This window comes from Leptolyngbya sp. DQ-M1 (assembly GCF_039962505.1).
Classification (GTDB): Bacteria; Cyanobacteriota; Cyanobacteriia; order Leptolyngbyales; family Leptolyngbyaceae; genus Leptolyngbya.
The window spans coordinates 20,109-40,669 of sequence record NZ_JAMPLJ010000003.1 but is presented as its reverse complement, the minus strand read 5'-3'; the positions used below and the strand labels follow the sequence as shown (position 1 = coordinate 40,669).

General features: G+C 45.7%; 20 protein-coding genes. 9 read left to right on the top strand and 11 right to left on the bottom strand.

The genetic code is table 11. The features are described from left to right. Position 1: 1 nt before the first annotated feature. From NC981_RS09915 to NC981_RS09895, 5 genes are all read right to left on the bottom strand, one after another. Positions 2 to 1,168: a sulfate ABC transporter substrate-binding protein gene (locus NC981_RS09915; protein ID WP_348242690.1), complete on the bottom strand. Its 1,167-nt coding sequence runs from the start codon at positions 1,166 to 1,168 to the stop codon at positions 2 to 4. Positions 1,169 to 1,529: 361 nt separating this feature from the next. Beyond that, positions 1,530 to 2,003, bottom strand: a complete 474-nt coding sequence (locus NC981_RS09910; protein ID WP_348242689.1) for a phosphatase PAP2 family protein — start codon at positions 2,001 to 2,003, stop codon at positions 1,530 to 1,532. A 14-nt stretch (positions 2,004 to 2,017) separates the two neighbouring features. Then, the gene (locus tag NC981_RS09905) at positions 2,018 to 2,635 is read right to left on the bottom strand and encodes a hypothetical protein (RefSeq protein WP_348242688.1); all 618 of its coding nucleotides are present in this window, start codon (positions 2,633 to 2,635) and stop codon (positions 2,018 to 2,020) included. Positions 2,636 to 2,645: 10 nt separating this feature from the next. Then, positions 2,646 to 3,368, bottom strand: coding sequence for a cadmium resistance transporter (locus NC981_RS09900; RefSeq protein WP_348242687.1), 723 nt, complete (start codon positions 3,366 to 3,368; stop codon positions 2,646 to 2,648). Between the two features lie 2 nt (positions 3,369 to 3,370). Continuing rightward, positions 3,371 to 4,828 (bottom strand): APC family permease, encoded by a 1,458-nt coding sequence (locus NC981_RS09895; protein WP_348242686.1) that lies wholly within the window; start codon positions 4,826 to 4,828, stop codon positions 3,371 to 3,373. Between the two features lie 1,170 nt (positions 4,829 to 5,998). Between NC981_RS09895 and NC981_RS09890 the strand changes: the two genes are divergently transcribed. The 4 genes from NC981_RS09890 to metX all read left to right on the top strand — a co-directional run bounded on the left by NC981_RS09890 (position 5,999) and on the right by metX (position 10,127). Next, positions 5,999 to 6,973 carry a sulfurtransferase gene (locus NC981_RS09890; RefSeq protein WP_348242685.1) on the top strand — a complete coding sequence of 325 codons (975 nt, stop codon included), beginning with the start codon at positions 5,999 to 6,001 and terminating at the stop codon, positions 6,971 to 6,973. A gap of 359 nt (positions 6,974 to 7,332) precedes the next feature. Next, positions 7,333 to 7,638, top strand: a complete 306-nt coding sequence (locus NC981_RS09885; protein ID WP_348242684.1) for a hypothetical protein — start codon at positions 7,333 to 7,335, stop codon at positions 7,636 to 7,638. A gap of 90 nt (positions 7,639 to 7,728) precedes the next feature. Continuing rightward, a complete protein-coding gene (locus tag NC981_RS09880) occupies positions 7,729 to 9,030 on the top strand; it encodes an O-acetylhomoserine aminocarboxypropyltransferase/cysteine synthase (protein ID WP_348242683.1) in 1,302 nt (433 codons plus the stop codon). After that, entirely contained in the window at positions 9,027 to 10,127 is a 1,101-nt protein-coding gene (metX, locus tag NC981_RS09875; protein ID WP_348242682.1) for a homoserine O-acetyltransferase, read from the top strand. The genes NC981_RS09880 and metX overlap by 4 nt, the downstream gene beginning before the upstream one ends. Before the next feature lie 31 nt (positions 10,128 to 10,158). On the opposite strand, the gene NC981_RS09870 is transcribed toward metX, so the two are convergent. Further along, positions 10,159 to 10,596: an Rrf2 family transcriptional regulator gene (locus NC981_RS09870; RefSeq protein ID WP_348242681.1), complete on the bottom strand. Its 438-nt coding sequence runs from the start codon at positions 10,594 to 10,596 to the stop codon at positions 10,159 to 10,161. Between the two features lie 666 nt (positions 10,597 to 11,262). Between NC981_RS09870 and NC981_RS09865 the strand changes: the two genes are divergently transcribed. Both NC981_RS09865 and NC981_RS09860 read left to right on the top strand, forming a co-directional pair. Next, the gene (locus NC981_RS09865; protein WP_348242680.1) at positions 11,263 to 11,583 is read left to right on the top strand and encodes a hypothetical protein; all 321 of its coding nucleotides are present in this window, start codon (positions 11,263 to 11,265) and stop codon (positions 11,581 to 11,583) included. A gap of 361 nt (positions 11,584 to 11,944) precedes the next feature. Continuing rightward, complete coding sequence (locus tag NC981_RS09860) at positions 11,945 to 12,538, top strand: Crp/Fnr family transcriptional regulator (protein WP_348242679.1); 594 nt, start codon at positions 11,945 to 11,947, stop codon at positions 12,536 to 12,538. A gap of 4 nt (positions 12,539 to 12,542) precedes the next feature. Here NC981_RS09860 and NC981_RS09855 read toward each other — a convergent pair whose 3' ends face one another. Both NC981_RS09855 and NC981_RS09850 read right to left on the bottom strand, forming a co-directional pair. Beyond that, a complete protein-coding gene (locus NC981_RS09855) occupies positions 12,543 to 12,812 on the bottom strand; it encodes a hypothetical protein (protein ID WP_348242678.1) in 270 nt (89 codons plus the stop codon). Between the two features lie 229 nt (positions 12,813 to 13,041). After that, on the bottom strand, positions 13,042 to 14,424 hold the full coding sequence (locus tag NC981_RS09850; RefSeq protein ID WP_348242677.1) for an LLM class flavin-dependent oxidoreductase: 1,383 nt from the start codon (positions 14,422 to 14,424) through the stop codon (positions 13,042 to 13,044). A gap of 313 nt (positions 14,425 to 14,737) precedes the next feature. Between NC981_RS09850 and NC981_RS09845 the strand changes: the two genes are divergently transcribed. Then, positions 14,738 to 15,604 carry a lysophospholipase gene (locus NC981_RS09845; protein ID WP_348242676.1) on the top strand — a complete coding sequence of 289 codons (867 nt, stop codon included), beginning with the start codon at positions 14,738 to 14,740 and terminating at the stop codon, positions 15,602 to 15,604. Positions 15,605 to 15,909: 305 nt separating this feature from the next. Further along, a complete protein-coding gene (locus NC981_RS09840) occupies positions 15,910 to 17,166 on the top strand; it encodes a tetratricopeptide repeat protein (RefSeq protein WP_348242675.1) in 1,257 nt (418 codons plus the stop codon). Here NC981_RS09840 and NC981_RS09835 read toward each other — a convergent pair. Beyond that, positions 17,153 to 17,962 carry a PhnD/SsuA/transferrin family substrate-binding protein gene (locus tag NC981_RS09835; RefSeq protein WP_348242674.1) on the bottom strand — a complete coding sequence of 270 codons (810 nt, stop codon included), beginning with the start codon at positions 17,960 to 17,962 and terminating at the stop codon, positions 17,153 to 17,155. The genes NC981_RS09840 and NC981_RS09835 overlap by 14 nt on opposite strands. A 346-nt stretch (positions 17,963 to 18,308) precedes the next feature. Between NC981_RS09835 and NC981_RS09830 the strand changes: the two genes are divergently transcribed. Further along, a complete protein-coding gene (locus NC981_RS09830; protein ID WP_348242673.1) occupies positions 18,309 to 18,899 on the top strand; it encodes a pentapeptide repeat-containing protein in 591 nt (196 codons plus the stop codon). Positions 18,900 to 19,156: 257 nt separating this feature from the next. Here the strand turns inward: NC981_RS09830 and NC981_RS09825 are convergent, their stop codons facing one another. Together NC981_RS09825 and ssuD are read right to left on the bottom strand one after the other, a co-directional pair. Then, positions 19,157 to 19,372, bottom strand: a complete 216-nt coding sequence (locus NC981_RS09825; RefSeq protein ID WP_348242672.1) for a hypothetical protein — start codon at positions 19,370 to 19,372, stop codon at positions 19,157 to 19,159. Between the two features lie 36 nt (positions 19,373 to 19,408). Then, positions 19,409 to 20,560: an FMNH2-dependent alkanesulfonate monooxygenase gene (ssuD, locus tag NC981_RS09820; RefSeq protein WP_348242671.1), complete on the bottom strand. Its 1,152-nt coding sequence runs from the start codon at positions 20,558 to 20,560 to the stop codon at positions 19,409 to 19,411. Position 20,561: the final 1 nt, after the last annotated feature.

The following is a 20,561-nucleotide window of genomic DNA, read 5'->3' as shown; positions in this document are numbered from 1 at the left end:
ATTACGATTTGCTATCTTGCAGAATTCTGTTCGCGACAGCATTTTCACTAAAAAACTTCTTCTCAATTTCAGCCCAGCCACCGTAGCCTTTAGCGGTTGCCAGTGTCTTAACTGGAACAAACTGGCTCTTCAGCTCTTTGACCTGTGCAACGCTGTCGTTCAATGGACGATAGCCAATTTTGGCAAACTCCTGCTGTGCTTCCGATGTGTAGAGAAATTCAATAAAGGCTTGCGCCACCTGACGAGTCCCATGTTTATCAACATTTTTATCCACAATGGCAATAGGATTGTCGATTGAGAAATTCGTTTCAGGAATGATATAGGGCAATTTTTGACCGTTCAGCGCCTTCAAGATCACTTCATTTTCATACGTGATTAGGGCATCTCCTTGCTTCGCTTTAAAGAATGCGTCTGTTGCTTCGCGGGCGCTTTCAGGAAGGACAGGTGTGTTTCGATAAATTTTAGTGACGAACTCTCGTGCTTTCGCTTCACTGCCTCCATTGCTTAACGCCGCATTCCAGAGTGCCAGAAAGTTCCATCTTCCTCCACCAGAAGTTTGGGGATTGGGAGTCCCGACACTTACCCCATCTTTTGCCAAATCAGCCCAAGTTTTAATTCGTTTGGGATTGCCTGCTTTAGTTACGATCGCTACGACTGACCGACTAGCAACGCTCTCATTCGGAAATTTCTTTTCCCATCCGGGTTGAATAAAGCCAGCCTGCTCTAGTTTTTTCACATCTGGAGCCAGTGAGAGGTGAACAATATCAGCCTCTTGTCCCCCCTCAATTACAGCTAGGGCTTGTGGGCCAGAGGCACCATAGCTGGTATTAAATCGAACTGTTTGATTATGTTCTTGCTTCCACTTCTCGACAAATCTGGGAATGATTTTTTCGTGCGCTGCCTGAGTGACTGAAAAAGACACGAGGTTGAGCGTCACATTGGCTTGTTGAACACCTGGTATGCGGCTTGCGTTAGAAGAGGGGTTGCTGGAGCAAGCGCTAAACATCAAGCTCAAACTTATACCAGCTACAAATAGAAGAATAAATGTCCGCACTAATGGGTTGGCTTGCAGAATTTGCACTCTGTGCTTCATGATTCGGGCAGCGAGAGTTAACAAAACTGATTTTCCTTGAATCTGATTTAACACACCTGATCTAAGCTTGCTCATCTGCATCCTCATTGTGTATGTTATTAAGTACGGTAAATTCGTCGAATTACCGTACTTAATTAATACAGCAAGGTGAGGTAGGACAGCTTGTCGTTAATAAATTTTAGTCATCAACGTGACTGCCTATGTCAGACTTCTTTTTTGAGACTGCTTCCCTCATTGCCCTGATGTGATCCAGAAATATGGCAAGGTCGATTGGACTCTTACGGGAGCGATATGATTAGGGCCAATCCCAGGAGTATGGCTGGGAACTGGTTCTGTCAATTCCTTCTACAAAAGTTACTCCGGGCGATCGTTTACTCGATCTTAATGGTGGTGAGTTGAAAATTAGTCGTTTAAGTAATCTATCAAAAGCTGTTCATTATGGTGGACCTAGGGACATACTTGACATTGCGTGTCCACTTGGGAAAGAGAAATCGGTCTGCGGTGTGAGCGTTTCCCATAGATCGGGACGATCGCGATGCAGCCAGATTTTTGCAGTGCGGTTGATTAAAGCACTGCCAAGCAGTGTGATTAATAAATAGGAGAGCGATCGCCAACGCCGTCGATACAGCAATCCAATCGAGATTAGGGTCGCAATGGGGAAAACGCCATAAAACACACCCAACGGAGTAATCGTTACCGCAATTCGATCAAGCATCGATTGAGCGGTGCTGTGAATTGCCGTGAGAATTGCTTGATCCCAAGCAAAAGTACCTTGTTGCCCAATGACGATCGCGAACTGCTCAAAGCCAATGAGTGGCAATACAACACCTGTGAATAAGAGCAGTAATGTGCGCCATCGAGCTGCCAGAATTTGACGAAAGAATTGCGGAAACGATCGGGAAGTTGCCATTGATTTAACGCTGTCTAATCTTCAATTGGAGCATTGGGAGCAGTTGCCTCAACACTAGCTAGGGTTAGATTTGGGATGGGCAAAGTGCTGTCAGGTGATGCAGTCAAAGTTTTTGCGGCGGGTAAGTTAAGCTCAATTTCGCCATCTGGGTTGCTTGTAATCGTGAGTTGGGTTCCACTCACAAATTGCAGCGCGATCGGCTGGGTTAGCTCAGGTTGACCTGCAAGTTTTGCACCTGTGGGCAAGTAGATGCCATCACAGTTCCAATCATCATCTGTAGTTTTTCCAGTTCCGAGATAGTACAAGGTGCTGGGTTGAGGCGTTTTCTTCGCTTTGTGAGCGTAAACGGCGATCGTCTTCCCAGTTTCATTTCGGCATTGTGACCAGTCAGAAGCCGTTTCGAGAATGTACTTCTGTAAGTTCAATGCGCCAAGTTTTTGTTCAATTTCGACGGGACTTAGCTCTGAGTTTTCGGGATCAGATTTAGCGTTGAGCAAATCCGCGATCGCCGTTGTCACTTCAGTATATTCCGGTGTGGTTGTCAATTTAGGTGCATCGGCTAGAGCGGCGGGCACGATCGCGATCTGAATCAACATCACTAAAGCCACTAAGACCAGCTTAAATCCTTTCATCATCATTCTCCTAAAGTTCGTTTTGTTCAGTTTTCGTCAGGGTAGGAACGTTGGTACGCATGAGATGAATCAAACCCATGCTGCTGATCACCAAAGCAATTACGGTGAGTCCTCGATCTTCGAGCGTGTGGCTATCAATCAAAATCAGCACACCCAAGCCGATTAACACAAACGGAACGAGCTGATTCCCGTAGCGAGTAAGAGAATCCGCGATCGCATCAATCCGACTTAATCGGTAGGCGGCATAACACCAAACACCCACCATCGTGAAAAACGTAGTGACAATCACCAATAAACTTTCCCAAGTTGCACTGGCAAACAAAGGGACATAGATGCCAATGTTATCTCCTCCATTCGCGAAAGTCACCGCTGCCACGCTATAAGTTTGCGGAGACAGAAAACTGCTTAACCAATTGCTTTGCGGTTGCTCATTAGATGACTCATCATCAGACTCGTCCGAGTCAGGATTGATCAATCGAACCACACCAAGCGCGATCGGCACAAGTCCGAGCAATCCAATCCAAGGACGCGGAAACAACGCACTTCCAAAGAAGCTGGGCAGGGTTGCTAATACCAGCGCTCCAAATCCCAAATATTGCCCCGCTACAATATGTCTGCGGCGGAACAGAGCATTCACTTGCGCGAAGAACAACATCAGAATCACGATGTCATCTAAGTTTGTGGCAGTGAAAGCGGTGATGCCTGTAGAAAATGCTTTGATCAATTCATTCATCGCTAATCAACCTTTTTTTGCTCTGCGTGATGGTCATGAATGGCTTCAATCGATCGCTGCATTTGTCGAGCTAATCGCGGGAAACGGTAACGCTGGAACACAAACCAGGCAAAACCTACGGCAACATACAACAAAAACAGATAGGGAAAGACATTGGCAGGAGGCTCTGGAGCTGGAAACAAATCGCTGCCAGGAATCCCGATCGTTCCCAAGACGGGAAGCATCATAAATGCAACCCCAAAGACAGAGACGACAATGTTCTTCAGACGGAGTTGACCCAAGCGATGCAGGTACACCGGAGCCGCGATCGAAATCAGAATGTAGACTAGCAAAAAGCCATAGGTGCAAATTGTGCCGAAATAACCTTGACTTTCAAACGGAGTGACCCCAAACAATAAAACGGCAGTCGGGATCGCAAAAGTCAGGAGCGAGGAGAGCGCGATCGCCGTATGCGGTGTGAGATTCTCTTCGTGAGAAGCACCCAGTGAGGTATGAAACACACCATGCCGTGCCATCAGAAACAACACTCGTGCCGTTGGATTGATACAGCCCAGCGTACAAGTAAAGAAACTCAGCAGTGCGCCTAAGCTAATCAAGATGCCCAAAAAATCTACGCCTGCTTGGTGCGCCAGGAAGTCAAGCGGTGCTTCTGTTTTTGCTAGATCGACCGATGCACCTTGAAACCCTAAAACCTCGACGTAAGCCATGAAAATGAAGAACAATCCTGCCAGAATCGTGCTCTGCATGACCGATCTGGGAATGGATTTCAGTGGATTTTTGGCTTCATCTCCAAGCGAAGTCGAGCTTTCAAAGCCCGAAAATCCAAACACAACCAAGACAATTCCCGCCGTGATCCCCCCTGGAGTTGCATTCTGTAATGTGAGTTGAGCGGGATCGATCGCAAAACCCTTATGCCCCCAAATCAGAATGCCGAGCAGCAAAATAGAAGCGATCGATGCGCCTTCCAGCAGCAACATCATTTTGGCAGAGAGTTGAATGTCTTTGTGAGCAGCATACCAAGCCGCAGCCACTCCCACCGCAAACAGCGTCAAGATATGAGTATGAATGCCAACATAACCCAGCAGCTTCTGTCCAAAAATCGCAAAGCCGCACAAAGTAGACATTCCGGTGAACAAGTAAGCCAAAATCAATCCCCAACCGCTCAACATCCCTGCGGTTGGACCTAATCCTTTCACCACATAGGAATAGAGCGATCCCGGAGAAGCAGAGCGGCGGGCAAATTCGTTAATGTTGATGCCCACGAAAAGCAGTCCGATCATCCCCAGCAAAAAGCTGAGCCAAGTGCCATTTCCTGATGAAGCGTAGATTAAGCCCATCACCGCCGCTGGGACTGTCGTTGGAGCAAGCACTGCAAAAGATTGGGCTAACACCTCACCGTAAGAGAGACACTCTCGCTTTAAGCCATGCAGGCTTGGAGAGATAGGAATTTCAGCAGTCATGATAGAGCGTTCCTTGTAATGTTTGAGAGCCGGGGTCTGTCTGTCTGTCTGTCTGTGTGAATGGATAAGGTTTGCCCGATTCAAAATCGATTTAGATTTGTTGTTTTTCACTGTATTCCTATTACTTGATAGAAGCAAGTAGTCTTTCTTGTCAAAACGATAAATTGAGATGATTGAAGCGAAATGTTATAAAAATATGAAATTAATTTTTGCCGTATCTGAGAATAAACCTTTGAATAAAAAGACTTCTAAGGATTTCAAGCAAATAAAATAAGTGCAGAATTTCACCTAATCCAATCACCTTTATAGGCTTTAAAGAGGATAAGAAATACTGAAAAATTTCATTTGCTACTAAAATAATCACCTCAAATTTGACCTAATTACGGGAATTTCTGAACTAGGAAGTTACCGATAGTTTTAAAGCCTTTAGAAGTGCGATCGAGATAATTTTTGAGCGCAAAGATGAGCCTCTGTGTTGCATCGCTCTAGCTTAGATTCTGCAATCAAGTGACTGTGATGCGGATTTTGTCTAGACGGTAGCAGGGTGATCTCCTGCTCGACTGGGGCTGTATGTTTCACAGATTTCAGGATCGTGTTACTATCTAATCTAAGTAAGTACGGTAATTCAATCGGTTTATCGTATTTATTGAGTGATCGCACCGTTGGGTCAAGTAGAAATCTCTAAAAACTCAATGTGAAGATCGCTCAGCACAGCACAATCTCTCCTGTCTATCATCCCGTTCGCTAATTCAATTTCTGCATCTTTGCAAATAGATGAGCCTGTGCCGACCTAGGGCTACCGCGAACCAAAGGGAGAATGAATCCTTGACAGTTGAAAGTTACGAAAACCTTAACCACTGAAATATGGGTCAGGAAATTTGATGAATCGTGCTACTCCCCTTCTCACCCTAACGCTGGTCTGTATCACCACTCTGCTTATCCTGCTGAGCATACTTCTTATTCCCTTGTTCTTTGAAGGGATCAGCTAGAGCATCTATCTACTTAAGTTAGTTAATCTCTGCAGGGTCTAACTTTTCGATGCTGTCGGGCTTGAGATCTTTGTCAATTTGTGGAATTCTAGAAAATAGATTTATCCAGTAAACCGGTCGAAATACCGTATTTTTGGAGCACTCATTCCTTTTACAATCCTCATCATTTCAGGTTAAGGTCATGATTCGGAAATTACTGCGTCTCAGGCTGAAGAAGCCCAAAGTTCTAGCGGTGTTAGCTGCGCTTCTAGTTAGCCTCATTGCCATTCCAGCTTTTTCGGGTTCGCCGTTAATGGCAAGCCAAAGTGCAACCATTCAGTTTGTTTCCCCGGATTGGCTTGCGAAAAATAGCAGCGATCGCAATCTCCGGGTTCTAGATGTTCGCATTAACCCATTGGAGTATTTTGCAGGGCACTTGCCAAATGCCGTTCATATTGCAGACAACACATTTCGCGGTCCCAACGGCTTACTGCCTGTGCAATATTGGAACACAAGCAAGTTAGGGCAGCTTTTCTCGCAAGCAGGGGTATCGAGCAATAGCCGCGTGTTGGTGTACTCGGATGGGCGCGATGTTCTCGGCGCAACTATGGTGGCTTATTTGTTAGAACGATCGGGCGTGAAAGATATTGCCGTGTTAGATGGTGGATTTGCGGCGTACAAGGCATCAGGACAACCTGTAACTCAGGAATTCCCCAAGTATCAACTGACTCGCTTTACCGTTCAGGATAATCCCTTAATTCGAGTGACGCTTGCAGACGTGCGCGGCTTTTTGAATCAACCAACAGTCAAGTTCATTGATCCAAGACCGCCCAAATTGTTTAGTGGTGAAGAGAAGATCTGGACGCGCAATGGTCATATTCCGGGAGCGCGAAACATTCCTTGGGTATCGTTTACAACGGGCAATCCAGCGACGAGCGAAGGAAACTTCCACAAGCTGAAGTCTTTGGATGAAATTAAGCAAATCCTAGCATCAAAAAAGATTACGCCTGCGGACAATGTGATCGTATCGTGTAGCACCGGGCGGGAAGCAACATTACAATACGTCGTGCTGAAGCATCTATTGAAGTATCCCAAAGTGCGAGTTTACGAAGGATCATGGACGGAGTATAGCCAGTCAGATCTACCTGTTGAAACGGGTGCTGATAAGGTGGCTTAACGAGTGTTCTCAATGTAGTGATGCAAGCAGATGCACCTTGTCTGTCAGCAGTTTATTGCTCCTGTACAAGAAGGTAGCTCATGCTTGTATCGCTGCAATTCTGTAGTTCGTTTTGGGTAGGTAACTTACGATGAAATTTATCTTCATTTCTTTGTTGACAGTTGGAGCAGTTGCAGGTTTCACGATCTCTGCCCCAACTTTAACTTCGGATTCGTCTAGATTGCTTGCTTGCACACCGCCTTCTGATCCGCCCCGAAAAGAACCACCCGGATCTTACTAAAAGCTCGAAGCACGATCGTCGCGGGACTGTTTTGCGATCGTGCTTTATCTCGTCTAAATGCAGTGTAATAGGAAAGTTTATGTCCTCAAACATTGAAGAACCAAGCATTGTCAATCGTCTACTCACGATCGCGCCGAAGTTGCTTGAAAATGCTCGTCTTACCTTGCTCCCACTTACAACAACAAATTTGTTGCTGATTCACTGCGAACAGGACGTAACAGTTGATCCAATGCTGTATCTAGAGCTAATTCCGATCGCTCATTTAGTTCAGGAGGAGCTAGGTATTAGTCAAATTTGTATTCACAGTGCTCAACAACAGAGGATTTTTCACTGGAGCAGTGTGGAAATTATTGAAATGGCTAAGAATTTCAATCTAAAGATTTAGCGCTCTGAATCATCTTGCTTATTCAACGATCGTGTTTTACACTATCAAAATACGGTTTTGCGATAGAGATTTCGTATTTTAAGGCATCCCATGAGCCAATCTCATCACTTTGAAACGCTTCAAGTCCACGCTGGACAAGAACCTGCACCCGGAACCAATGCCCGTGCTGTCCCCATTTATCAAACCACTTCTTACGTGTTTGACGATGCGGATCACGGTGCCCGATTGTTTGCTCTGCAAGAGTTTGGCAATATTTACACTCGGATTATGAATCCGACGACTGATGTGTTTGAAAAGCGGATTGCTGCACTCGAAGGCGGAGTAGCAGCGTTGGCGACTTCGAGCGGTCAAGCAGCCCAACTGTTGGCAATTAGTACGATTGCTCAAGCTGGAGATAACATTGTTTCAACCAGCTATCTCTATGGCGGGACTTACAACCAGTTCAAAGTAACGCTGCCAAGGTTGGGGATTAACGTTAAGTTTGTGGATGGGGATGACGCAGAAAGCTTTCGGAGTGCGATCGATGACCGTACTAAAGCCCTGTATGTTGAAACAATCGGCAATCCCCAGTTCAATGTTCCTGACTTCGCTGCATTGGCTCACATTGCCCATGAAAACGGTATTCCATTGATTGTGGACAATACCTTTGGAGCAGGTGGATACTTAGCGCGTCCGATCGAGTATGGAGCCGATATTGTTGTTGAGTCTGCAACAAAGTGGATCGGCGGACATGGAACCTCGATCGGAGGGGTAATTGTGGATTCCGGCAAGTTCGACTGGGGAAATGGGAAGTTTCCACTCTTTACTGAACCTGCTCCGGGCTATCATGGGCTGAACTTTAATGATGTCTTTGGTACACAAAGTCAATTCGGCAATATTGCCTTTATTATTCGCGCTAGGGTCGAAGGACTGCGAGATTTAGGTGCGTGTCTCAGCCCATTTAATGCGTTTTTGCTGCTTCAAGGATTAGAAACCCTCTCCTTGAGAGTTCAGCGTCACGTAGATAATGCTCTAGAACTCGCCCAATGGCTGAAACAGCACTCGAAAGTGGAATGGGTCAACTATCTAGGTCTTCCAGAGCATCCTTATCACGATCGAGCGAAGAAGTATCTGAAACATGGCTTCAGCGGTGTGTTGAACTTTGGGATTAAAGGCGGAATTGAGGCGGGTCGATCGTTTATCAGTCATGTAAAACTTGCCTCTCATCTCGCCAACGTTGGAGATGCAAAAACGTTAGTAATTCACCCTGCCTCCACGACACACCAGCAATTGACGCTGGTGGAACAACGATCAGCAGGCGTGACCCCCGACTTAGTTCGAGTGTCGGTAGGAATTGAACACATTGAGGACATTAAAGCAGACTTTGAGCAGGCTTTTGAGCAGGTCTCATGAACTATCAGCGCTTTGTCTCACCCGAAACGCAGTTCTACCAATTGCTAGAACCATTCGCCTTAGAATCGGGCGATGTTCTGTCTAGAGTTCAGGTGGCATATCGCACTTGGGGAAAGCTCAATGCAACTCAAGATAATGCGGTACTCGTGTGTCATGCGCTCACAGGTTCAGCCGATGTTGATCAATGGTGGGAACCGTTACTGGGTGCAGGACGATCGCTCGACACAGATCAAGACTTCATTATCTGTAGCAACATTCTGGGTAGCTGCTACGGGACAACAGGCGCAACATCAATCAATCCAAATACTGGAAAGCCCTACGGCTCGACGTTTCCGAGAATTACGATCCGCGATATGGTGCGGTTGCAAGCTGTTTTACTTGAAGCCTTGCAAGTTCGATCACTTAAACTTGTCATCGGCGGATCGCTCGGAGGAATGCAGGTACTGGAATGGGCAATTCTATATCCAGAGAAAGTGAAAGCGATCGCGGTCATTGCGGCTGCGGGTCGTCATTCTGCTTGGTGTATTGGCATTAGTGAAGCGCAGCGACAAGCAATCTATGCCGACCCAAATTGGCAGAATGGAAACTATACCGAGCAACCTGCTCAGGGTTTAGCAACGGCTCGCATGATGGCGATGAGCTTTTACCGATCTTGGGCGAGTTTCTCAGATCGATTCGGGCGGCAAGCTAGCAATGCAATCTTTGAGATTGTGGAATACCTGCACTATCAGGGTCGTAAGTTTGTCGATCGCTTTGATGCCAATACTTACATCACACTGACTCATGCAATGGATAACCATGATGTTGCTCGATCTGAGGGCTATAGTTCTGCATTGCAACAGATTTGTCAATCTGCGTTAATTGTCTCAATTAGTTCCGACGTTCTTTATCCTTCGATCGAACAAGAAGAGCTTGCCGCCTTAATTCCGAACGCAACGCTTGCGACACTTCACTCTCCTCATGGTCATGACGCTTTTCTGATGGACATGACTACATTAAATAATCTCGTTGTTCAATTTCGTGGCTCTCTTCAGCAATCACGAAGCGCAATACCAGTAACGAACTCGCTGCACAATTTGTCAGCTGCTCGTCCCTGAATGTATCAATGTAAGCCCATAGCTTAATAATTTAGATGTAGTACATCGTAATGGGTTGCTGGAAATAATTGCGTTTCTCTAAAAGGTCTTGCAAGCTGTTTTTTTCCAGCACGTCATCGGCTGCCTTTCTCACAGTTTGCCAAATTTCAGAAATAGCCCTGACCGAAACAGAGTCAGAATCATCGTTCGCCTCAGATGAATCGCCCCCTTCCATACAGTTGACGATTTCAAGCAGCGTAATTTTCCACGGCGGTCGAGATAAAAGATACCCTCCTTTCTTTCCACGCTCACTCGAAATTAACCCTCCTCGTCTCAGGGTTGCCAGTAATTGCTCTAGGTAGCGATCGGGAATATTCTGAGCAGCTGCGATCTGACGAATTTGGAGCGTCTCGCCACTGTTGTAAATGGAAGCGAGTTCCAGCATCGCCATGAGTGCATATTTTGTTCGACCTGAAAGTTCTAGAAGCATGGCAGAGTTTCGGGAGAATGAGCAAGCCGTTTTAGGGTTAGGGCAAACGTATTTTTCTATTTATCGATCGAGATATAGACTTTTCTCAAGATATAGGGTCTTATTCATAACTTCAAATATTATTTGTTCTTAAAATCATCACCTCAATTTATTATGCACCTGAACGCCTCACTTCAACAAATCCATTGTCTAGGTTGCTACATCAGATATTAAGAAACGTTTTCGATAGAACGAGTACAAGAAACGAGATTCTCAGCAGTCGGGCGGCTTATAGGCTTTTAAAGAAATGATCCCAATTCTCCCAAAAGTCGATTGGATTATGTGGTTATTCCTGGAAGAAGTCAGTAACATAGAGGTAGATGTTTTCTCATTAGAATGACAAATGAGTGCTTGCCCCTGCTGCTCTAACAAACTACTTCGCCATATTCGTAGAACAGGAGTGTACTGGTTTTGTCATACCTGTCGGCAAGAAATGCCTAATCTTCAAGCTACCAGTCAATCAAGGAGCACAAAGCTCACTTCATAAGCCCTACGAAGCAAATATTTTATGATTTGTTAGTTTCATAACTTCCTTCATAACGTGAAGTTATGAAACTAACAAAAAAGAATGCTTGCTTTTATCGTTGTAAATTCTTAGGGTAAAAGCATATCAAATTGATTATGCAAATGATGAACCCTAACATTGATACAAAAATCGATTGGCAACCGTTGCTCGATCGTCTTCAGTTCCAGGGTGAGAAGCACCTGCCTCGATATCCAGGAGATTTGAAAGCTGATCTACTGGCTCATGCAGGGCTAAACGATCACGCCAGAGGTGAAACTGCATATCAGTTAGCAGTAGAGATTGCGCGTCTCACGACCTGCTGCGACCCGGAGATTATTTATTGGTTTTCACGACTGGTTGACTTGATGAGGGTTCAGCCCTCTGAAGCAGAATGTCGAAAAGTCCTGCTTGTTGATAACTCATCGGTTCGCTTTTGTCTTTAAGGCATCAACGATCGAGTTGAACTTAACTTGGCTTGGCTATGGTGTGCATTTGCACAGTTGGAAACTAGAAGCTGTATTGCTCGTTGGAGTTTATCCAGCTCAGAGGATATGAATTTTAGGCTTTTTGTTTCTCGCTAAAGTTTTGCATAGGTACATTTTCTATTGTTAATCCCCTAAACGCGCTGTCTTAAATTCCGAAGAATCAAATTGGTGATGCTTAATGGTTTACAAACAGCGCGATCGTGCTAGTATCAGATCCTATAAATACGGTAAATCGGTCGAATTAATGTGTTTTTCAGATGATCTTTGTTGATCGCCTTATGTAGCTATCCTGCACTTCTGTTAGATCCGAGGCTTGCTCATGCAGTCCATTCTTCCCTCTGTCGTTTCCCGATTGCCAGTCCAACCTGCAACGCGAACGTTTAAACGTCGATCAACAATTCCGCTTCAACAAATTGCGCTTTGGCGAATTGAATCGGGAGTGGTACGAACGCTCAGTTGGCTAGAAGATGGCTCAACCGTCACATTGAGCTTATGTGGCGCAGGAGATGTAGTTGGGAAGTTTCTCTGTGCGATCGATCCCTATCAAATCGAGTGCCTAACTGATGTTGAGGTCACGCCACTTTCTCCGAATGAGTGGCATCCTGATCCTGCTTTTCTACTGGAGCGAGTACAGCAGGCTGAAGAGTTCATGTTGATTCGCAGCCATCGCCGAGTGGAGGAGATGCTGTTAAAGCTACTCACTTGGCTATCGAAGAAGTTTGGGCGTGAAGTGCAGCATGGACACTTGATTGAACTGCGCCTGACGCATCAAGACTTAGCAGAAATGCTAGGAACCACTCGCGTGACGATTACCCGTGTCCTTAAGCAATTCGAGCAGCAAGGCATTGTTCAGCGACTGCCGAATCAGGTGACATTACTGCAACCGGAAGCGATCTGGCACTACGAGATTTAAAGCACTAAGAATCAATCCGCTGAGATTGGGTAGCATCCGGGGCAGGTGGTTCTGGCGTGAAGATAGCGACTGCGGTTGCAAAACTGAGCGCCAAGAGAAATAGAACCGCGATCGTTTCTAAATCTGACTTCAACAGCTTTAACCAAGATTGTTTCTGCCGCCGTCGAGCAGCGACAATAGTCGAGTAAGTATTAAGGCTAAAGTATATTAGTTGCAGATTTAAGTGCAGCTTGATCTGAGGATATTTTACAAGCTTTGGTTTGTGCTTTCCCAAAACAGTACGATAAAGCAGTACGACACAATTTAACCTAAGTAATTTAGCCCAAATCAAATATTTGGGCTTTTAAATTTTGTTGTCTGTACTTTCTACTTTCAGCACTAATTGATTGATAAGCTGGCAGTAGAAAAGTCATCAGAAATTAAGAACTTATATTGTGATCTGGAGAAGGTTTGGATGCCATGATCCTAAGCGCTCATTTCTGATGACAATACTTTTTGCAGTTCTAAACAGGAACCTTAATTGTTGATCGCTGCTGCTCAACGATCGTTAAATGATGTTGATTGACAGGTCTTGGTAATTCAAGATGCTCTCGTAGTGTAGCTCCTTCATACTCCGTCCGGAACAATCCTCGTCGCTGCAATTCCGGGATGACTAGATCCACAAAGTCATCTAGACCACTCGGTAAATAAGGAGGCATGATGTTAAAACCATCTGCGCCTTCATCAATAAACCACTCCTCAAGCTGGTCTGCAATTTGCGCTGCAGTGCCCACGATCGTCCAATGTCCCCGCGCTCCAGCAATCCGAAAATAAAGCTGTCGAATGGTTAGATTCTCTCGGTGAGCGAGTTCGATTAATAGCCTCTGACGGCTCTTTCCACCATTCGTTTCTGGAAGGTCTGGAAGCAAAGCATCAACCTCATAACCTGACAAATCAGCACCGATCATACTTGAAAGCAGTGCGATTCCCACCTGCGGATGAATCAACTCTTGAAGCTGATTGTATTTATCTCTTGCTTCTTGCTCAGTTCTGCCAATGACTGGAAACACTCCCGGCATAATCTTGACGTGATCCGGCGATCGTCCATGCTGTACAACCCGTGCTTTGACATCTGCATAAAACGCTTGAGCATCTTGCAAAGTTTGTTGAGCCGTAAAAATAACTTCTGCGGTCTGTGACGCAAGATTCTTACCATCTTCAGAAGAACCTGCCTGAATAATCACCGGGTAGCCCTGCGGAGGTCGCGCCACATTGAGCGGACCTTTCACCAAGAAATGCTCACCTTTATGATCTGGTATGTGCAACTTATCGGGATCAAAATACAGCCCAGAAGCTTTGTCGCGCAAAAAAGCATCATCTTCCCAACTGTCCCACAAGGCGGTGACAACCTTGAAGAACTCTAGTGCGCGATCGTAGCGTAATGAATGTTCCATATGTCGATCGCGATTAAAGTTCAGGGCTTCCGCTTCAGTTGAGGAGGTTACTAAATTCCATCCTGCGCGACCCTTACTCAGGTAATCGAGTGAAGCAAACTTACGCGCTATATGATACGGCTCATTAAAGGTCGTTGAAGCGGTTGCAGCAAGACCAATTCGCTCTGTAACCACAGACAAGGCAGATAGCAGTGTGAAGGGTTCAAAATAAACCGTGAATTGTCCCAACCGGCTCGAAGCAGGTGTTCCTTGTCCTCGGTCAGCAACGGCAACCACATCCGCAAGAAATAGCATATCGAACTTACCGCGCTCTGCGGTTTGAGCAATCTGCGTATAGTGCTGAAAGTTAAGTCCACCGTCGGCTTGGGCATCAGGATGCCGCCATGCTGCCACATGATGCCCCGATCCTGGCAAGAATGCACCTAGTTTTAATTGCTTTTTGTTTCTATTCATGGCGGATGTCCTAGAGTTCTATAGGCGTAGAAGAGTCAAAACGGTAATGTAGCTGCCGTTTCTGTATTGATTGGGCGATCGCGATTGTTACAGGGTTCACTTTGCGATTAATACGTTGATTGCGAGTGATGAAATAATTTACGATATGTCTATCGATTAAGTCAAGATTAAACTTAAACGGAGAGATAGCAGCATTCCAGCAACATAAGATAGTTCTGATGAACCGAATTGAAGTGATCAAAGTAACAAAGATTTTTGAAATTGCTGTGATTGAATGAGGAATCCTTTTCAGAAACAATCAGAAATTATTACAATGCAACATTCTCAGGGGTTCTTCAAAGGCGTTGGAGGACTCAGACTTTACTATCAAAGTTGGCATCCAGTGCGTGACACTCGTGCAGTCTTAGTCCTACTTCACGGCTTAGGCAGCCACAGTGGTAGATTCAACAATATTGTTCAATACTTAGTTCCTGCTGGATATGCAATCTATGCACTAGACTTACGGGGGCATGGGCACTCATCAGGTCAGCGTGGTCACATCAATTCCTGGTCTGAATTTCGCGCTGATCTAGATCTGTTCTTAAGACAAATTCAATCGACAACGAATCTTCCTTGCTTTGTGCTTGGACATAGTATAGGGGGAATGATTGCCCTGGAGTATGCCTTACACTTTCCGGCTGCTGTTCAAGGTGTAATTACGATCGCTCCTGCCTTTGGATTGAACGGCATTTCAGCGAAAAAGATTCTCCTGGGGCGCATCTTATCGCGAATTTTACCGCGCTTCACACTCAAGGTTGGCATTGATCTCGAAGCGATTTCCCGCGATCGCACGGTTCTCAATGCTTGTGCTCAAGATCCCTTGGTTCACTCTTGTGGCAGTGCCCGTTTGGGAACGGAGTTATTTGCGACGATCGCACGAGTTGAAGCTCAGGCTGCACACTTGCAAGTTCCGATCCTCATTCTGCATGGCGGAGATGACCAGGTTGCTCATCCTGAAGGAAGTCGTGCATTCTTTGAACAGTTATCAGTCCTCGACAAAGAGCGACGGGAATATCCAGGAAGCCGTCATGCGCCTCACAATGACATTAACTATGAAGAACTCCTGATTGATTTGGAGCATTGGTTAAACTGTCGTACAGCAAAATCGATTACATCGTACTCTACACAAAACACACGATGAGCTACAACACTGATTGTTGTAATTGCTGAAACACCCCAGGAACTCTTCTAGCCCATAGTCGCCAGAATGCCATTGAATGGCGTGAACATTAGAGCGATCCAGTATTCGGCTTGATCGTTTTAGTCACGCCACTCAATGATTCTTGTATTGGAGAACCTGAGGAAAGCTTTTCTGCATCACACAGATAATTAGATTTAAGCAATTTTGTAATCCACTTTACTTGCTCAGTCGAATTGCAGTGTGACATACTTGGTGAAATTAAATACGGTAATTCTATCGACTTAACGTAATTTCTAGAATTGTTTATGGTGATTGACACACAAGGGCTAACTGTTCGGACAGATGCGGAGGGCGCGATCGCTGCTCTCGACCGCTTCATCGACCAATCTCTGTACTACGGCAATCAAGCTGAATCCGCAATTTTACAAGCGCTATCCCTCGATCCGACCTGTGCGATCGCGCAAGCGTACGCAGCCGCGTATTACCTTTCTCAAGAAACTGCGATCGCGCATCGCACTGCTATGGCTCATCTCAAAATTGCACAACAGTATGCACCCATCGCAACTGAACGAGAGCAATGGTATATCAGCGCGATCGCGGCTTGGGCGCGGGGGGACATATCTGAAGCCATTAATCTGCATGAAGCGATCGCGCTTCACTATCCCCAAGATTTGATCTCGGTTCAGCAGGGACAATATCACTACTTTTATCGGGGAGATGCGAGACGATTGCTGCGCATTGCTGAAAAAGTGCTGCCTATGAATTTAGACAGCCCGCATCTCCACTATTTATATGGAATGACTGCGTTTGGATTAGAGCAGTGTGGTGAGGTTGATCAGGCGATGAAAGTCGGATTACAGGCGATCGCATTGAATCGTGCTGATCCGTGGGCACAGCACGCGATCGCCCATGTGTTAGAAGAGCAGAACCGACCCGCAGCAGGCATTGCTTGGATGGAGAAGCATTCGGATACTTGGGAGCAATGCAACTCAATGCTATACACCCATAATTGGTGGCACGTTGCACTGTACTACTTAGCGTTAGGCAATGTTGAAAAGGTGTTAGCGCTCTACGATCAACACATTTGGGGAAGAGCGAATTCGTTCTCATCAAAAGATCAAGTTGGAGCGATCGCAACCTTAATCAGATTAGAGTTGCAAGGTGTAGAAGTTGGGCAACGCTGGAACGCGATCGCTCCTTATCTTCATGCACGCTTGCACGAACACAGATTACCGTTTCAAGATTTGCATTATGTTTATGCACTAGCGCGTGCAGGATACACGGATTGGGTGAATGATTTGCTGCACAGTTGGACAAGTCATGCACAACGAGTTACACCTGAATCACAGTCCATTTGGCTTCAGGTCGTTCTTCCTGTTGCAAAAGGGCTGATTGCCCATGCTCAAGGCAATTGGACAATCGCGATCGCGCAATTGCAGCCAAACTTACCAAAGCTACAAGCAGTCGGTGGAAGTCGAACTCAACGGAAATTGTTCGAGCAAATCTATCAACACGCAGTCTTGCAGCATGAATCTCAGTGGCAAGCCTTTAAAGCTGGCTAAATCGAGAATTGATCACAGTGTCATAGATTTTTGCGATCGCATCATAATACTGGGTTGTCACGGCGGCATATCGGCTCACATTCATTCGAGCCATTGCCGCCTTTAATTCTGCATCGGGTTGCAGTAATGCAGTTTGAATTCGATCGATCAAATCTTCACCTAACTGTTGAGAAACAACAATTGGCGGCATCGGACAAGGATCACTCGATTCAACAATACGGATCTGATCTGCAAGTTTGGGAAATACGCGCAGTTCTTGTTCTAAAACGGTGCTGTCGATCGCAGCACAATCGGCTTTTCTCTCAATCACCCAGCGAATTGAGGTCTGATGCGAACCCGATTGAACGGCTTGTCTGAAAAAGTGAGTTGAGCGCTCTTGCAGTAAGCGATACCGAAGTAGATAATAACCGCTATTCGAGCCAGGATCGTTGTAGCAAACCGTAGAATTTGCCAAATCTGAGAAGCGATAGAACGGGCTATCGGCACGAACAATAACATCTGAGAAATAAACTGGACAATTCTGATATCGATCGGCTTGCATCACCGGAGCCGCGATCGCTCTCAATTGTCCCGGTGCAATGCGATCGTTCCGAATAAATGGCAATCCACAAATAAAGGCAAGATCAATCTGACGATCTCGTAGGTCATCGAGCGGATCGTGGTCGCTCGCGAGAAGTTGGATCTCACAGTGAAGCGTTTGACTAATCGAACGTGCGATCGCCTGATAATGCTGCATCCAATTGGGAGCTAAATAAGAAACAGCATTCAATGAAACAAGTTGTGCTTTCTGAATCATTCGAGGCAACTGTAGAACATTCCTTCTGTATAATAATCAAAAATCTACCAAGTTACCGTAGTTATAGATTCAGGTTGATGTCAGGCGCGAAATGATATTGATAGGAGTTTAAAGGTGTTGTTTTCGGATTCTCCCACTACAATCGCGAGCGTCGTCAGCAATACTTTACTGTATTGAACAAGTTCATAGTGTAAACCAGAACTATGACGAGAATTATTCTCCAGTTATTGTTTACTAATAACTTTTACTTGTCGTTTTGACAAACAATAATATTTGCTCTTATGGAATAAGAACAGTACCTTGAGATTATGGCTTGTTTGAACAGATACTAATTTGGGAAAAATCCATGAAACTTACATCTAAAAAGTTATCTCAATGGCTCGTAGCAGCTTTTCTAGTCTTTGTATCAGGAGTCTTTCTGCTTGATCAGCCAAGCGCGTTGGCAGTATCAACGCAGTCTCCTACTCAAACTACGATCTCACCAGATTCATCAATTGCCGCTCAAACCACCGTCCCTCTATCAACGGTTGCAGACAATGTTAGACGTTTACTGGAAACAAAGGAATGTGTGGGCTGTAACCTAGTTGGAGCAGGTTTGAAAGATGCGAATCTACAGGCTGCGAACTTGGAAGGAGCAAATTTGCAGAAGGCGGGATTGGAACGAGCGAACTTACAGGGGACAAACCTGGCTGGGGCAAACCTGCAAGGAGCGGATTTGGGTAAAACGAACATTGCAGGTGCAAACCTTGAAAGAGCCAATCTATTTGATGCGGATCTGGAGAAAGCTAATCTGCAAGGAGCCAACCTACAAGGGGCAAATCTACAGGGAGCAGATCTGGAAAAGACTAACTTGACAAATGCAAGAATCGAAGGCGCAGATCTGCGTGGAGCCGATGTAGAAGGTGCGATCGGCTTTAGAGGAACTACAATTCAGTAGCTCCAATAGGTTACAAACCAGAATCTATATTGTTTGAATTGTTTACCCAAACCAAGATTGGAGCCGCTTCCAAGCGTCTCTGCCTCACGAAGAACGATAATTGGAAGGCATGAGGCGCATCATATTTTGGAGTGAGTGCGGTAGAGCCAGCTACAAGCCGTTTATGCGGTTTCAATCTTGATGTCTGGCTTATAAGCCTCATACAGTTCGGAAATTTGACCTCTTCAGCACTGATGTGTAGAAAAATGAGAACGTTGTTAGCGATCGAAATGACGGGAATATCGGAACTTAGAGGGCGATCGATGGCTCCAGTGCAAATTATGAAAAATTATCTCGCTCGTATTCCGCATTGCTTCTCGTAGGGTTTCAATCTCCCAAACATCACGAACTTTACGTTCATAACTCTCTGATTCCTTCGTCCCCCAAGGTTCACCTGCCGAAATTTCTCGTTCGATCAGATTGTGAAATATCATAGCCCCACCGCATCTAAATTAAGTGAAATGGTGAAATCAGTCTACGGTAGTGATTGATTGTTGCTTTGGAAATTTCTCATTCGCAACAATCTCTCCAAACGGGCTGAACATCACTTGCTGCTCGGTTTGAGTGAAGTGACTTAAAGGCAACTTAGGAAATAGCAATTCTGCGACGCGATAGGCTTCTTCCAAGTGTGGATAGCCTGACAGAATGAAGGTATCAACTCCGATGTTGGAATACTCCAGCATTCGCGCCGCGATCGTATCTGCATCTCCGACTAACGCCGTTCCCGCTCCTCCTCGTACCAAACCGACACCCGCCCACAGATTCGGACTAATTTCCAACGCTTCACGGCTACCATTGTGCAACTGAGTCATGCGTTGCTGTCCTTCAGAATCCATTCGGGCATAAGCTTTCTGTGCAGTCGCGATCGCGTCTTCATCAACATACCGGATCAATTGATTCGCAGCATCCCAAGCTTCACCTTCTGTCTCGCGCACAATAACGTGCAGGCGAATGCCGAATTTTAGCGATCGTCCTTGTTGTTCCGCCAATCGCCGCACCGATTGAATCTTTTCAGCAACCTGTTCTGGTGGTTCACCCCAAGTTAAATAGGTATCGACGTGCTTTGCAGCAATCTCTTTAGCAATCGGTGAAGAACCCCCAAACCAAAGCGGAGGATAAGGTTTCTGAACGGTCGGAAACAGCAGTTTTCCACCCTGAACGTTGAGATGGTCACCTTTCTGAGTGACTTCGTTTCCTTGAGCAATTTCGCGCCAAATCGCTAAAAATTCATCGGTTAAGCGATAGCGATCGTCGTGGCTCAAATGCAGTCCATCACCCGCTAATTCAACTGGATCACCACCTGTTACCACATTGATCAACAAGCGTCCATTCGATAGTCGATCGAAGGTTGCCGCCATCCGAGCAGCAACTCCAGGAGAAACTAATCCCGGACGTACTGCAACCAGAAACCGCATTTGTTGCGTCAACGGCATCAGTGTAGAAGCAACAATCCAGGCATCTTCGCAAGAACGACCTGTTGGCAGCAATGCTCCGAAAAAGCCTAAATGATCGACTGCTTGAGCAATTTGTTTCAAATAATCATAGTCCGTCGCTCGTCCCCCGATCGAGGTTCCAAGGTAACGACCATCTCCGTGAGTTGGAATAAACCAAAGAACTTGCATC